Genomic DNA, 14,420 nt, shown 5'->3' with positions numbered 1-14,420 from the left:
GCGGCCCACCGGGCCGCCGCCGCTTTTCGTGACTTGTCCAGGCTGAGCCTCGTTGTCCGACCAAGAGCCGCACCTCTGGAGGATCACATGCACCGCATCAGCCCATCCGTTCGCGCCGTCCTGACCGGTATCGCGGGCGCCGCCATCCTGGTCCCGTCGACGGCAGGTTTCGCCTCCGCTCACGGAGACCACGGCAAGGACGCAGGGCGAGCGGCAGCAGCGCGTCAGGCCTACTCGGGTGGCACGAGCGTGCCCTTGGTGAACAGCCCCAACCTGCGCCTGGAGGCGAACTTCCCGGAAACGGCCGGCATCTCCGGCTGCTTCCTCAAGACGGCACCGCTGTTCGTCATGTCCTCGTTGGACTCGCTCAGCGTCTTCGACGTCAGTGACCCGGTCGCGCCCAAGCTGGTCGGCACGCTGCCCAACCTGGTCTTCGAGAACGAGGCGATCAACTGCGGCGAACGCAAGACCGCTGCCGGTACCGAACGCTTTGCGCTCATCGGTGTGGACACCTACGACGTGTCCGCAGACATCCAGCACACCGCCGCGGCGGCTGGTGGCAAGGAGCTCATCGTCGTCGATGTCACTGACGCGACCAAGCCCAGACTGCGCTCGAGCGCGACGGCCACGACGAGCACGCACACGGTGGCCTGCGTCGACGACCGCGACTGCCGCTACGCCTACTCCGCAGGTGGTCGCACGAACTTCTCGATGATCGACCTCGACAACCTCGACGCACCTCACGAGGTCGACGCGGACCCGGCGACGGTCGGGGTTCAGCCCTTCGCCTCGCCGAGCGGTGGGCACAAGTGGAACTTCGACAGGGCCGGATACGCGACGCACACCGGCTACAACGGCTCGTCGATCTTCGACGTGCGCGACCCGCTCCACCCCCGCGTGGTCACGACCACGGGACTCGCCGGCCGCGGGCTCGAGGCGGACGGCACCACCAAGAACGGGTACAACGACTTCATCCACCACAACTCGTTCCGGCCCAACGCCGAGGCCTTCGTCGCTGACGCAGCACCCAGCCTGGCCAACGGCAACATCCTCCTGGTCACCGAGGAGGACTACGAGCAGGTCGACTGCACCAAGTCCGGCTCGTTCCAGACCTGGTGGGTGAAGCGGCTCGACGGCACCCCGGACGCGATCGTCCCGCTCGACAAGGTCGAGCTGTCCGACCTGGGTTCGTTCCCGCTGCCCGTCGGCGCGTTCTGCTCGGCACACTGGTTCGACTTCCACCCGTCGGGAGTCGTCACCGTGGGCTTCTACGGCGGCGGGACCCAGCTGGTCGACGTCCGGGACCCCCACGACATCAAGCCCTATGGCCACGCCGTCTGGGGCGCCTCGGAGGTGTGGGACTCCTACTGGGTGCCGGACTACACCAAGCACGACGTCCGAACCGACCGCAAGACCAACGTCGTGTACTCGGTGGACCTGGTCCGGGGACTCGATGTCTACATCGCCGACCTGCCGGGTGCGCGGACCACGTCGGTGGCACCGTCGGCCATTCCCAGCGGCCTCCTGCCCTAGGGCCAGGCCGTCAGGGGAGGCGGTCGCGCACGACGGTGTCGAGCACGGCCAGCGGGACGCTGCCGCCGTCGAGCACCGCGTTGTGGAAGGCCTTGATGTCGAACCGGTCCCCTTGTCGCTCCTGTGCTTCCCGACGGATCCGCAGGACCTCGAGCCGCCCGATCATGTAGCCGCACGCCTGACCCGGCATCACGGCATACCTGTCGATCTCGGCCTTGACCCCACCGACGCTGAGCGGGCAGTTGGCGACCATGTAGTCGACGGCCTGCTGGCGGCTCCACCCCATCGCGTGCAGGCCGGTGTCGACGACGAGCCGGCAGGCGCGCATGGAGTCCATGGTGAGCATGCCGAGCCGCTCGAGGGGACTGGTGTAGAGGCCCATCTCGTCGGCGAGACGTTCGGTGTAGAGCCCCCAGCCCTCGGCGTAGGCGTTGAAGATCGTGAACTTGCGGTACTTCGGCACCTCGGTGAGCTCGCCGGCGATGGCCAGCTGGAGGTGGTGGCCGGGGATGCCCTCGTGGTACGACAGCGCCTCCAGCTCGAACCGTCCCCAGTGCGCCGGGTCGGCCGTGTTGATGTAGAACGTCCCGCCGCGGCTGCCGTCGTCCGCGGGTGGGAAGTAGTAGGCCGCGGCACCCACGTCGGTGGACTTCACCACGCAGTCCGCGACCGGCAACCGGTCGAACCACTCGGGCATGACCCCGCGCGCCTTGGCGAACGCCGTCTCGCAGGCGGCGACGATCTCGGTCGAGCTGGAGTGCCGCAGCGCGGGGTCGTCCCGAAGGGCCCGGTAGATCGACGGGAGGTCGTCGGTGCCGACCACCTCCGGTGCGAGAGAGCGGTACTCGTCCTCGAGCGAGGCGATCTGCTGCAGCCCGATCTCGTGGATCTGCTGTGCCGTGAGGGAGGTCGTCGTGTCGCGGGCCAGCAGGTGGGCATAGGTCTGGTCCCCGTCCGGGAGCCAGGACAGGCCGCACTGCTCGTCGGGTCGCATCACCGGCGTGACCTCGTCGCGCAGCACGTCACGGAAGGCCTCGAGGGCGGGACGGACGTCGGCGGCGATGACGTCGGCGAGGCGGCCGCGCCAGGCCTCGACGTCATGGCCGGCAGGCGGTTCGGTCGTGGACGTGAGGAGCACGTCCTCGTCGAGCGGAGTGGCCAGCCACTGCTCGACCTGCTCGATCGAGCGTTCCACGGCGAAGGCTGCGGGCGTGCGTCCCGAGGCAACGCCCTCGCGGTGCCGCTCGGCGAAGTCCTTGATGTTCTGGCCGATCCCGCGGTACTTGGACACCATGGCGTCGGCGACGTCCGCGGTCGGCAGCGACAACCCGGCGATGGTGACACCGAGGGCGACCTGGACCCCGAAGACCGGGTCGACGCCGAACTCGGCCAGGTGCGACTCGCCCACGTCGGCCGAGGTCGTCGCGTCGAAGGCAACGACATCGCGGGTCACCCGGTCCGGGCCGTCGAGGCCCTCGTCGGGGATGGCTTCGGCGCGCGCGGCGAACTCGCGCAGGGACGCGACCTCGGCGTCCTCAGCAGCCCGCGACCCGTCCTCGTACCGGTCGGCGAACCGGTAGTCACCCAGCATGTGCGCCCAGGTGGGCGAGGTCCGCATGCGGTAGTCGTGGAAGTCGTCCGCCAGCTGCTGCACCGAGTCCGTCATGACCCAGAACGTAGCGGGTGGTTGCCTGTCAGAGGTACTGGCCCGTCGGGCCGCTCTCACCGGGGTGTGGAGGTATGCCGTGTGCGCCGGCCATGCCCTCGGCGCCGGGTCCGCCCTCGGGCGCGTGACCGGGCGGAAGGGCACGCCGCATCTGCTGGAGCTGTTGCTGGGCCGCCATCTGCTGGGCGAACAGCGCCGTCTGGATGCCGTGGAACAGGCCCTCGAGCCAGCCCACGAGCTGGGCCTGGGCGATGCGGAGCTCGGCGTCCGTCGGTGGTTCGTTCTCGTTGAAGGGCAAGGCGATCCGCTCGAGCTCGTCGATCAGCTCGGGAGCCAGGCCGTCCTCGAGCTCCTTGATCGAACGGCGGTGGATCTCCGCCAGCCGGGCCCTGCCGGCCTCGTCGAGCGGGGCGTTGCGCACCTCTTCGAGCAGCTGCTTGATCATCGAGCCGATGCGCATGACCTTGGCCGGCTGCTCCACGAGGTCGGCGGGGTTCGTGGGTCCGTCCTCACCGTCACGGTGCGGGGCGACGCCCATGCCGTCCTGGGTCACCACCACGACGCGCTGCTGGTCGCCGTTGCCGGTCGGGTCGGTCTCGTGCTGGTCTGGCGTCTGGCTCATGCCACCCATCCTGCCCCACCCCGTCCACGGCCATCAGGGGTGTGGTCGCGGGAGGGCGGCACGCTAGTCGGCCCGGCGCGTCATGGCGGGAGCTCGTCTGATCGCCAAGGCGGAGAGCAGTCCTGCGAGCAGCGGCACCCCGAGCACGACGAGCAGCAGCGGTGTCCAGGGGATCGACAGGAAGGGTCCGCTCCACTGCTCCACGCCGGTGGCCGGGTCCGAGTTGTACTGCGTGGTGAGGGGATAGGTGATCGCGATGCCGGGGACCAGGCCGACGGCGATGCCGAGGATGGCGCCGATGAACCCGACCACCATGGCCTGGGAGGCGGCGAAGGCGCGCCGGGTGCGACGGGTGGCGCCGACCGCCGCGAGGGTGCCGGAGTCGGCCTGCTGCTCGGCCATCGACAGCGCCGTGGAGATGAGGGTCACGATGAGCAGCAGGAGCGCGGCGACGCCCATCATGATCCGCATGACCGTCTGGTCGTAGCGCTGGAAACCCCGCTCCACATAGACGCCGCCGCCGTCGCCGACGAGCTCGTCCAGGGCCTTCTGGGTATCGGAGCTGATGGCGCCCTCGGCGTCGCGCAGCAGGACCGACTCCTGCTGCAGCGGCCATCCCAGCCTGGTCGCGGTCTCGGTGGAGACGATGGCGCCCGACTGACCCGGCATCGAGCCGTCCGTGAGTCGGTCGGCGGGCACGCCCACGACCGGGACCGAGGTGGTCGTGCGCTCGGTGACCTGGGTCGCGGCATACGTCTGGTTGTCGAGCACGAAGGTGCCGGAGACCACGGTCAGCGCCGGCTTGGCCCCCAGGTCCTTCAGGGCCACGACCATCGCACCCTTCTGCACTGCCGTGCGCTGCGTCTCGGTGAGCCGGAACCGCCGGGCGATCTCGGAGGCCGGAAGCGCGCCGATCTGTCCCCGGTCGTAGGCCTGGCTACCGAGGCGGACGCAGTTCTGGTGCTCGCCCGTGCTGCTCGGGAGGGTGAACGTCGCCGTGCACCCCTCGGGCACCACGGACACGAACTCGACGGGCTTGCCCGGTGCCGCGGTGCCCGCGTTCATCATCGGGTCCTCCTTGGGGCGCGCCACCACGAAGGGCGTCTGGACCAGGGCGGGGAACTGCTTGAGTGCGGCCGCGGCGGACAACCGCATCTCCGGGTCAGCGGTGTAGACGACTCCTTCACCGCGCAACGCCTGTGGCTGGTAGGTCGCCATCTGCTGCTTGGTGTCGCTGGCCAGCCCGATGCTGAAGGCGGTCAGCGCGACGACACCGGCCAGGATCGCCGCGACGGTCGGGGTGGAGCGGCTGCGGTGTCGCGCGGCGTCGCGAATCGCGATCCGTGGTGCCACCGGGAGCCGTGCGGCGAGCCTGCCGAAGGCGACCAGGATCGCGGGGACAAGGAGCAGGGTGCCGAGCACCAGGCCGACGGCGCCGATGGCCACACGGAAGTCGCCACCGCCCCGGAGCTGCGCCGCGGACAGGACGACCGCGCCCCCGATGACGGCGAGAACCAGGCCGACGACGGGAACCACCTTGTTGAGCCTCGGCGACACGCTCTGGCCGCGCATCACGCCGATGATGTCGAGGCGACCCAGGCGCATCGAAGGCAGCAGCGCCGCGATGATCGCGCTGAGGACGGCGCACGGCACGAGGATCGCGAACGCTGCCCAGGGGAGGTCGAGGCGGATCGCTGCGAACGAGCTCTCGGGGTGCGCTCGGACCCACCACCACAGGCCGACGGTCACTGCGGCAATCCCCAGGAGGACGCCGCCCAGTGCCGAGATCACACCGAGGACCAGTGCCTGCGCGAGCACGGTGCGGCGCAGCTGTCGTGTCTCAGCGCCGTTGGTCGCCGCCAGGGCGAGGGTCCGCCGCTGTCGGGCGGCGCTCACCGCGAAGGCCGGGCCGACGAGGAGCGTGGTGAGGATGAAGAGCATCACCCCGCCGATCACGGCGATCATCCGACTGGTGTCCTGGGTGAAGTCGTTCTGGGAGCGCAGCTCGACGGGCAACGAGCTCTCCGGCGGGGGGTTCTCGAGCACCGCACGGCTGTACACGGTCAGGCCGTAGGCGTTGAGCCGCTGGACCTCCTCCCAGCTCACCGGTCCACCGCCCACCAGCACCCAGGACCCTGCTGCCCCCATTCCACTCGCGTCGGCGGCGGCACCGTCCGGCATCGAGGGCACCACGAAGTCGGGCATACCGCCCCACTCGAGCAGGGCCGTGGCGGTGCCGACGACCTTCACCGATCGTTCGGTTCCGCCGGCTGACAGCGTCACCGTGCCGGAGCGCGGCAGTCCCTTGCGCTCGCCGGCGGGGGTGATGACGATCTCGTCCGGATCGGCCCCCCACGAACCGGAGGCGAGCCGCGCCTTGTCGCCGAGGTCCGCCACCCGCGGGTCGGCGACCAGCCCCGGTGACACGCACCCGGCGGTCTCCGACGACGAGTCGCATCTGCGTCTCCCCCACGGCGACGGCAGTCGCGCCACCCGCGAGCCGACCGATCGCGGCCGCGTTGTCGGTCGACGACCCGCTCGCCACGAAACCGGGGATCGTGGTGGCCGGGTTGTCGCCGCCCCATGCGCTGCCACCGCGGTTCGGGTCGGGGGCCTGCTGGATCTTCCCGATCTGGGGGCCTTGGACGAGCGCCTGGCCCGTACCCATCCGCGCCGTCACTAGATCGGCTCCGTCGGCCTGCTCCGTGGCGCCCAGGGTCGCGCCGCCGGCCAGCAACCCCACGGGGATGGCGACCATGAGGAAGACGAGGATCGACCGACCCTTGTGGCGACGCAGGTCGCGCCTGGCCATGCGCAGGGCGATCCGCCACGAGGCACGCCACCGGGCGGCGCGCGAGCCCGAACCGTCGGCACGGCCGGAACCACCCGGCATACCCACGGGTGCCTCCTGCTCCAGGAGTGTCGTCATGGCCGGCCTCAGGCGGTGGGCTCGAGGAGCGTCTCGGCCGTCTCTGGCGATCCGGTGCTGTCGACGACCACGCCGTCACGCAGGAACACGACCCGGTCGGCCCACGCCGCGTGCCGCGCCTCGTGGGTGACGAGGAGTCCGGCCGCACCGGCGTCGCAGCGTTCGCGCAGGACGCGCAGCACGCCCTCGCCGGTGTGCGAGTCGAGGGCGCCGGTGGGTTCGTCGGCGAGCACCAGGCGACGGTCACCGACCAGTGCCCGGGCGATCGCCACCCGCTGCTGCTGGCCGCCGGACATCTTGTCCGGATAACGGTCCGCGAGCTCCTGCACCCCCACCATCGTCAGCGCGTCGACAGCCCTGCGGCGCGCCCTGCCGACGCGCTGGCCGTCGAGCTCGAGGGGGAGGGCGACGTTCTCGACCGCGGTGAGGGACGGGATCAGGTTGAAGTCCTGGAAGACGAACCCGACCCGTCGGCGCCGCAGCCGTGCGAGGGCGTCGGCCTTGAGGCTCCCGATGCTCTGGCCCTCGATGATCACCTGTCCGCTCGTGGCCGCGTCGAGTCCGCCCGCGAGGTTGAGCAGCGTGGACTTGCCGGAGCCGCTCGGGCCCATGACGGCGACGAGCTCTCCGGCGCGGACGTCGAGGCTGACGCCGGCCAGGGCGCGGACCGCCGTGCTGTCGGTGCCGTGGACGCGGGTGACGTTGTCCAGGCGCAGGATCACGTCGGTGCTCGGTGGCGAGCTGGGTGCGCTTCTCATCGTTGTTCCCCCCTGAGTGCTGAGCTGATGGTGTGACCGGCGGTGTCCGTGGTGCTGCTACCGGTGCTGCTGTCCGTGCTGGTGGCTGTGGTGTCGGTGCCGTGGTGACGCCCCTCCTCCACTGCTCCGGGTATGCCGCGCGCGGGCGTCCGCGGGCGGGTCGCCTCGCGCACCAGCCGGGCCTCGACGTGGTCGAGCCAGCGGACCTCGGCCTCGCCGGCGTAGATGAGGTTCTCCAGGACGAGGAGCCAGGCGAGGTCGACCTGGCCGTCGCCGTCCGCCGCCGACTCGTGGTGTGTGGTGGCCCGCTGCTTCAGGCGGGTCAGGTCCTGGAGGTGGCGCAGGGTGGCGGTCCGCTGGGTCTGCACCACCCGGTTGACGTCGACGCCGTCGACCGTGACGGCCAGGGCCAGCTTGATGACCAGCTCGTCGCGGGGGGTGGTCTCCCGGCTCACGGGGGACGTCCACCACCTGGCCACCTCGGCCCGCCCGGTGCGGGTGAGGCGGTAGGAGATCCGCCCCTCGGCGTCCTCCCCGATCGCCTCGACGAGCCCGTCGCGCTCGAGCCGCGCCAGCGTCGTGTAGACCTGCCCGACGTTGAGCGGCCAGGTCCCCCCGGTCCTCGCCTCGAACTCGGCACGCAGCTGCGCGCCATACATCGGCTCGGTCGCCAGCAGGGCCAGGAGCCCTTGTTTGACCGACATCCGCCCCACCGTCCCCGTTCTGGTGTCCCCTACCTACCCAGTATCACGCCTGTAGGGGAGATGTATACCGAGTATGTAGGGGGATCGTCAAGCATCCTGAGCCCGCCGCGGGGGCTTGCGTCAGTGGGCCAGCAGGACGGCGGCCAGGGCGAGGGCGCCGGGGACCGCCTGGACGAACAGGATCCTGCGACTGGCCGTGGCCGCGCCGTAGGCGCCGGCGACGATCACGCACAGCAGGAAGAAGACCTGGAACGCGAAGCGCAGGTGGTCGGGGCCGACGATGCCCCAGACCAGCCCAGCAGCCAGGAAGCCGTTGTAGAGCCCCTGGTTCCCGGCGAGGACCTTGGTCTGCTCGGCGAACTCCGGCGTCAGGCCGAAGGCGGCCCGGCCCCGAGGAGTCGTCCAGAGCGCCATTTCGAGCACGACGATGTAGACGTGGATCAGGGCGACGAGGGCGACCAGCACCGTGGCGACTGCGTTCATGGCCTCAGGGTGGCAGACGCGGGCGGGGCACGTGCCCGACTCGGTGGGTCACGTGGTTCGAGAGCTGGCCTCAGGCGGTCAGCAGGATCTTCCCGATGTGCCCGCTGGCCTCGAGCTCGCGATGCGCGTCGGCTGCCTCCGTGAGGGGGTAGCGGCTGTGGATGACGGGTTTGACGCGACCGGCCGCCACGAGTGGCCAGACGTGCTCGCGCACCGCCGCGACGATGGTGGCCTTCTCGTCGGCCGGACGGGCACGCAGGGAGGTGGCGATGACGGCGGCTCGCTTGCGCAGCAGCAGCCCGAGGTCGAGCTCCGCCTTCGCGCCACCCTGCAGGCCGATCACGACCAGGCGTCCGTTGGGGGCCAGCGCGTCGACGTTGCGGGCGAGGTACTTCGCTCCCATGTTGTCGAGGATGACGTCGGCCCCGGCCCCGGCGGTCGCGGCGCGCAGCTCTTCGACGAAGTCCTGCTCTCGGTAGTTGACGAGGATGTCGGCGCCCAGCTGGCGACACACCTCGAGCTTGTCCGCCGACCCGGCCGTGACGGCGACGCGCGCTCCCACCTCACGGGCCAGCTGGATCGCCATCGTCCCGATGCCCGACGATCCACCATGAACCAGAAAGGTCTGTCCCGGAAGGAGATTCGCCGTCATGAACACGTTGGACCACACCGTGCTGACCACCTCGGGCAGGGCTGCCGCGTCCACGAGCGAGACGCCCGTCGGGACCGGCAGGAGTTGTTCGGCGGCCACGCACACCAGCTCGGCATAGCCACCACCCGACAGCAGCGCACAGACCTCGTCGCCGACGTGCCAGCCGTCGACCCCGTCGCCGACCTCGTCCACCGTGCCGCTGACCTCGAGACCGGGGTAGTCCGGCGCCCCGGGTGGGGGTGGGTAGAAGCCCATCCGCTGCATGACGTCGGCCCGGTTGACTCCGGCCGCCACCACGCGGACCCGGACCTCGCCGGGAGCGGGGTGCGGGTCGGGGACCTCGGTCTGCACGAGCGCCGAGGCGTCGCCGGGCTGCGGGATGGTGATCGCCTTCACGGGTCGAGCCTATGGCGCGCCGACTCGAGGTCAGCGGTGGTGTCGACGTCCAGTGCCGCACCCTCAGGAAGGGTCACCACGAGGGTGCGCAGCGCGTCGAGCAACCGCATCATCGGTGTGCCCGCGGGCGAGTCCGGCAGCGCGTCGCGCAGCGCAGCCGTCCGGTATGCCGCGAGCAGCGGTTGCAGTCGGCCGTCACCGTCCCTGCCGAGGACCGCTTCGACGTCGGGGGACGCCGCGAGGCGGGAGGCGAGGCTGGGAGCCGGGCCCGCGGCATACGGCATGTCACCGCCGAGGACGACGACGAGGGGCCGCTCGACGTGGGCCAGGCCAGCCGCGATCGCGGCGACCGGGCCACCCCCTGGAGGGGACTCGCGGCACCAGGCCGCCGGTCGTCGGGTGGGGCGCGGTTCGCCGACGCAGATGACCGCCCAGTCGGACGGCAGGCCGTCGAGGACGTGGTCGAGCACCGGGCTCCCGGCCAGGTCGGCGCGGGTCTTGTCGCCCCCGAAGCGCCGCCCCTCGCCCCCGCAGAGCACGACCGCCGTCACGAGGGCACCCACCGGAGCGGTGGGGACGAAGGCCGAGGTCACAGGCCCATTGTGGGGGATCCTGGAGGGCGCTGTGGGGGTTCCGATGCGCGCGGGTCCGGTCTAGGTTGGCGAGATTCGACGATCTCGAAGGGAAGAGGATCATGACGCTCGAAAGACGCACATTTCTGAAGGGGAGCGCTGCGGTCGCGGGAGGGGCGGCGTTGGCCGGCCCGTTCGCCGGTCTGGTCGCGGGTCCCGCATCGGCCATCGGTGCGGCGCCTTTCCGTGGCCTGCGTGCCACGCCTGACCTGCGTGACGGCAAGGTGCGGTTGCACCTCCCGGAGGGGTTCAGCTACCGCTCCTTCCACGACACCCAAGCGGTGCCGCCGCCCCTCGTGGACGGCAAGCCCATGCCGGGACGCCACGACGGCATGGGTGCCTTCGAGGGCCCCGACGGCGCCGTCACCCTCATTCGCAACCACGAGGTCGCGGGCACCGGAACGCCTTTCGGCGCCGTGGGCTCGTGGACCTACGACACCGGCGCCCGAGGCGGGTGCATCCACGTCGACGTGACCGGCGAGGGTGAGGTCCTGGGGGAGTTCACCGCCATCAACGGGACCGCGAACAACTGCTCCGGTGGGCAGATGCCGTGGGGTGCCTGGGTGACCTGCGAGGAGACCGTCAACGGCCCCGACGTCGGGCCGGACTTCACCGGGGCGTCCAATGTCCCGTTCACCAAGAAGCACGGCTACGTCTTCGAGGTCCCCGTCACGGGCCGCTCGGCGGCGATGCCGATCACGAGGGCAGGTCGGTTCTCCCACGAGGCGGTGTCCTTCGATCCGCGCGAGGGACGGCTCTACCTCACCGAGGACAACTTCGCCTTCCCGTCCGGCTTCTACCGGTACACCCCGGGAACCAACCCGATGGAGAGCGGCCACCTCGACAACGACGGCCACCTGCAGATGCTCGCCGTCAATGGTCAGCCGAACGCCCACCTCGAGGCACACCAGGACAAGGGAGCGGTCTACGACGTCGAGTGGGTGGACATCGCCGACCCCGACCCGACCTTCCCCTACACGCCGGGCCAGCCGGCGCCGACGAAGAACGACGACGCACTGGTCCACGTCAGCAACCAGGGTCGAGCGCTCGGCGCGGCAGGCTTCTCCCGGCTCGAGGGCCAGATCTACGACAACGGAGTCGTCTACTTCACCTCGACGCAGGGCGGTGGCGACGCCGAGACCGGGCCCGAGCTCATCGCCGGGTACGGCAACGGCTTCGGCCAGGTGTGGGCCTACGACACCCGCTCCGAGAAGCTGCGGCTCGTCTACCAGTCGCCCGGCAAGGAGACGTTCGACTTCCCGGACAACATCACCGTGAGCAACCGCGGCACGCTCGTCGTGTGCGAGGACCACGACGTGGACAACTACATCCGTGGACTGAACAAGGGCGGCCAGCTCTGGGACATCGCACTCAACCGAGCAGCCAACGCCAACGGCACGCCGAGGTTCGACGACGAGTTCGCGGGGTCGACGTTCAGCCCAGACAAGTCGACCTTGTTCGTCAACATCCAGGCCAGCGCCGGACTGAGCTTCGCGATCTGGGGGCCCTGGCACACGATCGGCGTCTGACCCGCCCCCCGTCAGCCGGCTGCGGTCGGCTGGCGGGGCGGGCACGTCGAGGTGGCGAGGTACTCGAAGTGCCACCACTCGTTGTCATAGGTGCGACAGATGCCGTATGCCGCGCCATGCGTCTGGAGCCACGTCGCCGCCGCTTGCGGGTGCACGTCGACCGCATAACCCTTGACGTGCGCCGACTTCGCCGGGGCGAGCACCCACTTGGCAGCCTCCCCGCGTGAGCCGTATTTCGTCACGGCGCGGTCGAACAGGATCTGCTGCCACTCGGCGCTGCGCCAGGCCGACCTGATCTCGGGGGCCAGCCCGTCAGCGCGCGCGTCGGCGAAGGCACGGGTGAAGGCGGCTGCGGCTGCGGCCTGCATGTTCGTGGTGCCCGGGATCGGAGCGGACAGTGCCAGGCTCGTCGTCGGCGCGGGGATCCGGTCGGTGACGACTGGCGCAAAGCCTTTGCCACCAGCGGTTTTCGGTTTCCCCGGTTTCCCCGTCTTCGGCTTCGCCTTCGACGCGGCGAGCGCCGCGCCCCGGTCGGCCCCGCTGGTGGCTGACGCCTGCGGCCCCGCGGCAGCCGAGGAGTCGTCGTGCCACGCGGCATACCCGGCTGCTCCGCCGAGCCCGACCAGGACGGCCGTCACGACCAGGGTGCGGCGCAGCCGTTGGCGCCGTCGCCGACCAGCCGACACGTGCGTCGTCGTCATGGACTCACCCCCTCTGCTGCGGCCCTCTGGAGTCTGGCAGGCCGGGGGTGGATGTCAGCGGACGCCGCCGATTCGCGCGGACAGCGTGGCGGCGGCGCGGGACACGGCGGCGACCAGCCGACTGCGTTCCGTGTCGTCGACCCCGTCGCGGGGGAAGGTCAGCGCGACGCCGGCGACCGGGTGCCCGGTGTGGTCGAGGACCGCCTGCGCCACCGACGAGAGCCCCACGCTGACCGAGTCGTCCTCGAGCGCGTAGCCGCGGGTGCGGACCTCGGTCAGCTCACGCCGCAGCTCGCTGACCGTGGTGGGGCCGTGGCCGTCGCGCTGCACCAGGGTGTCGCGGTGTGGGAACAGGGCCCGCACCTGGGCCGCCGGCAGCTGGGCGAGCATCGCGAGGCCGCTGGCGGTGAGCGTCGCGGGCAGCCGCACCCCGACGTCGGTGACGAGAAGGGGACGGCCGGGGGCGCGTTCCTCGATGACGTAGAGGACGTCGCGGCCGTGCAGCACCGCGAGGTGGGCGTTGTGCGTCGTGGTGTCGACGAGGCGGCCGAGCAACGGCCGGGCGATCCGCTGCAGGGGCGCCTGTCGCTGGTACGCAGAGCCCAGCTCGAACGCCGCGACACCCAGGCCGTAGCGCCGCTCCTCCTCCAGGTGGGTGACGAAACCGTGGTCGCGCAGCACTGCGAGCAGGTGGTACGTCGTCGAGCGCGGCAACCCCAGCTCGCGCGCGATCGACCCCGCCGGAAGCGGTTCGGTGTGCCGCGCGAGGAGGGTCAGCAGCTGGAGCGTGTGCGCGGCTGCGGGTGCGTTGGCCACGCCACCAGTGTCTCAGGTGTCAGACAACCTGGGACGCGACGCGCGAACCACGACCGGGTGTGCCGCGAGCGCAGGGCGCGCACGCGGCATACCCGAGGTGGTGGTCGTGAGGGGTGAAACGCGCGGTCAGGCGCGGGTGACGAGGACGCCGTCCTCGTCGGCGAAGAGTCGCTGGCCCGGGGCGAAGTCGACCCCGCCGAAGCTGACGACCACGTCGCGTTCGCCGACCCCGTCCTTGGCGCTCTTGCGCGGGTTCGACCCCAGGGCGAGGACGCCGAGCGGGAGCTCGCGCAGCGCCACCACGTCGCGGACCGCGCCGTGGATGACCACGCCCGCCCAACCGTTGGCGACCGCGCTCGCAGCGATGAGGTCTCCCATCAGCGCCGACTCCAGCGAACCGCCACCGTCGACCACGAGCACCCGGCCGGAGCCGTCCTCGGTGAGCGTGGACTTCACGATCGCGTTGTCGCGGTGACATCGGATCGTCGTGATGACGCCCTCGAAGGAGGAGTGGGCACCGTAGTGACGGAACTGCACCGAGCAGGACTGCAGGTCGTCACCGTGCTCGTCGTAGAGGTCGGCGGTGGACACCGAGGCCATCAGTCCCTGGCCGCCTTGACTGCCAGGACCGGCGCCTCCGCCTCGAGCAGCACGGTCTGGGCGGCACTGCCCATGATGAGCTTGCCGACCGGTGACCGGCGCCGAAGCCCGATGACGATGAGCTCGGCGTTCGTCTCCTCCGCGACACGCAGCAGCTGGTCGGCCGGGTCCCGGGCCTCGACGGACTGGGCAACCTCGTGCTCCACCCCGGACTCCTCGAGCTGGGCCTTCACGGCGTCCCAGTCCGAGGACGACGCGAACCTCGAGTCGACCAGGGCGTCTCCCCGGCTGACGTTGAGGACGACCAGCCGGGCACCGCGCAGCCTGGCTTCCTCGATCGCTCGGTCGAGGGCTGCGTGACCCTCCGGACGGGGGACGAAACCCACGACGATGGCCATG

14 protein-coding genes are annotated in these 14,420 nt (G+C 70.9%); 2 read left to right on the top strand and 12 right to left on the bottom strand.

All coding sequences use genetic code 11. The annotated features are described in order from the left end of the window. The first annotated feature begins 87 nt into the window (after positions 1-87). On the top strand, positions 88-1,533 hold the full coding sequence (locus tag AC1DS4_RS11215; RefSeq protein ID WP_477632830.1) for an LVIVD repeat-containing protein: 1,446 nt from the start codon (positions 88-90) through the stop codon (positions 1,531-1,533). 10 nt (positions 1,534-1,543) lie between these two features. Here AC1DS4_RS11215 and AC1DS4_RS11210 read toward each other — a convergent pair whose 3' ends face one another. The 8 genes from AC1DS4_RS11210 to mobA form a co-directional block, all read right to left on the bottom strand. Continuing rightward, entirely contained in the window at positions 1,544-3,199 is a 1,656-nt protein-coding gene (locus AC1DS4_RS11210; protein WP_477632829.1) for a DUF885 domain-containing protein, read from the bottom strand. A 28-nt stretch (positions 3,200-3,227) separates the two neighbouring features. Then, on the bottom strand, positions 3,228-3,821 hold the full coding sequence (locus AC1DS4_RS11205) for a bacterial proteasome activator family protein (RefSeq protein ID WP_477624522.1): 594 nt from the start codon (positions 3,819-3,821) through the stop codon (positions 3,228-3,230). A gap of 63 nt (positions 3,822-3,884) precedes the next feature. Next, positions 3,885-6,248, bottom strand: a complete 2,364-nt coding sequence (locus AC1DS4_RS11200; RefSeq protein ID WP_477632828.1) for an FtsX-like permease family protein — start codon at positions 6,246-6,248, stop codon at positions 3,885-3,887. Between the two features lie 510 nt (positions 6,249-6,758). Beyond that, complete coding sequence (locus AC1DS4_RS11195) at positions 6,759-7,508, bottom strand: ABC transporter ATP-binding protein (RefSeq protein ID WP_477632827.1); 750 nt, start codon at positions 7,506-7,508, stop codon at positions 6,759-6,761. Continuing rightward, the gene (locus AC1DS4_RS11190; RefSeq protein ID WP_477632826.1) at positions 7,505-8,212 is read right to left on the bottom strand and encodes a PadR family transcriptional regulator; all 708 of its coding nucleotides are present in this window, start codon (positions 8,210-8,212) and stop codon (positions 7,505-7,507) included. The genes AC1DS4_RS11195 and AC1DS4_RS11190 overlap by 4 nt, the downstream gene beginning before the upstream one ends. Before the next feature lie 120 nt (positions 8,213-8,332). After that, a complete protein-coding gene (locus AC1DS4_RS11185) occupies positions 8,333-8,695 on the bottom strand; it encodes a DUF1304 domain-containing protein (protein WP_477624519.1) in 363 nt (120 codons plus the stop codon). A gap of 70 nt (positions 8,696-8,765) precedes the next feature. Continuing rightward, the gene (locus tag AC1DS4_RS11180) at positions 8,766-9,743 is read right to left on the bottom strand and encodes an NAD(P)H-quinone oxidoreductase (RefSeq protein WP_477632825.1); all 978 of its coding nucleotides are present in this window, start codon (positions 9,741-9,743) and stop codon (positions 8,766-8,768) included. After that, positions 9,740-10,336, bottom strand: a complete 597-nt coding sequence (mobA, locus tag AC1DS4_RS11175) for a molybdenum cofactor guanylyltransferase (protein WP_477632824.1) — start codon at positions 10,334-10,336, stop codon at positions 9,740-9,742. The genes AC1DS4_RS11180 and mobA overlap by 4 nt, the downstream gene beginning before the upstream one ends. A gap of 101 nt (positions 10,337-10,437) precedes the next feature. Between mobA and AC1DS4_RS11170 the strand changes: the two genes are divergently transcribed. Next, positions 10,438-11,904, top strand: a complete 1,467-nt coding sequence (locus AC1DS4_RS11170) for a PhoX family protein (protein WP_477632823.1) — start codon at positions 10,438-10,440, stop codon at positions 11,902-11,904. An 11-nt stretch (positions 11,905-11,915) separates the two neighbouring features. Here AC1DS4_RS11170 and AC1DS4_RS11165 read toward each other — a convergent pair whose 3' ends face one another. From AC1DS4_RS11165 to AC1DS4_RS11150, 4 genes are all read right to left on the bottom strand, one after another. Beyond that, positions 11,916-12,605 (bottom strand): D-alanyl-D-alanine carboxypeptidase family protein, encoded by a 690-nt coding sequence (locus tag AC1DS4_RS11165; protein ID WP_477632822.1) that lies wholly within the window; start codon positions 12,603-12,605, stop codon positions 11,916-11,918. A gap of 54 nt (positions 12,606-12,659) precedes the next feature. Continuing rightward, positions 12,660-13,421, bottom strand: coding sequence for an IclR family transcriptional regulator (locus AC1DS4_RS11160; protein ID WP_477624514.1), 762 nt, complete (start codon positions 13,419-13,421; stop codon positions 12,660-12,662). A 126-nt stretch (positions 13,422-13,547) separates the two neighbouring features. Next, complete coding sequence (rraA, locus tag AC1DS4_RS11155; protein WP_477632821.1) at positions 13,548-14,021, bottom strand: ribonuclease E activity regulator RraA; 474 nt, start codon at positions 14,019-14,021, stop codon at positions 13,548-13,550. Beyond that, positions 14,021-14,419: a universal stress protein gene (locus tag AC1DS4_RS11150; protein ID WP_477624512.1), complete on the bottom strand. Its 399-nt coding sequence runs from the start codon at positions 14,417-14,419 to the stop codon at positions 14,021-14,023. The genes rraA and AC1DS4_RS11150 overlap by 1 nt, the downstream gene beginning before the upstream one ends. Position 14,420 lies beyond the last annotated feature (1 nt).

This window comes from Pedococcus sp. P3_C7, from assembly GCF_056402615.1.
Note: the sequence above shows the minus strand (reverse complement) of the source record. Positions and strands in the feature narration are given on the sequence as shown.

Coding starts and splice junctions, on each gene's coding strand:
- AC1DS4_RS11185 (WP_477624519.1), bottom strand. CDS start 8,695: ATGAACGCAGTCGCCACGGTGCTGGTCGCCCTCGTCGCCCTGATCCAC.
- AC1DS4_RS11150 (WP_477624512.1), bottom strand. CDS start 14,419: ATGGCCATCGTCGTGGGTTTCGTCCCCCGTCCGGAGGGTCACGCAGCC.
- AC1DS4_RS11190 (WP_477632826.1), bottom strand. CDS start 8,212: ATGTCGGTCAAACAAGGGCTCCTGGCCCTGCTGGCGACCGAGCCGATG.
- AC1DS4_RS11170 (WP_477632823.1), top strand. CDS start 10,438: ATGACGCTCGAAAGACGCACATTTCTGAAGGGGAGCGCTGCGGTCGCG.
- AC1DS4_RS11195 (WP_477632827.1), bottom strand. CDS start 7,508: ATGAGAAGCGCACCCAGCTCGCCACCGAGCACCGACGTGATCCTGCGC.
- AC1DS4_RS11215 (WP_477632830.1), top strand. CDS start 88: ATGCACCGCATCAGCCCATCCGTTCGCGCCGTCCTGACCGGTATCGCG.
- AC1DS4_RS11205 (WP_477624522.1), bottom strand. CDS start 3,821: ATGAGCCAGACGCCAGACCAGCACGAGACCGACCCGACCGGCAACGGC.
- AC1DS4_RS11165 (WP_477632822.1), bottom strand. CDS start 12,605: ATGACGACGACGCACGTGTCGGCTGGTCGGCGACGGCGCCAACGGCTG.
- rraA (WP_477632821.1), bottom strand. CDS start 14,021: ATGGCCTCGGTGTCCACCGCCGACCTCTACGACGAGCACGGTGACGAC.
- AC1DS4_RS11210 (WP_477632829.1), bottom strand. CDS start 3,199: ATGACGGACTCGGTGCAGCAGCTGGCGGACGACTTCCACGACTACCGC.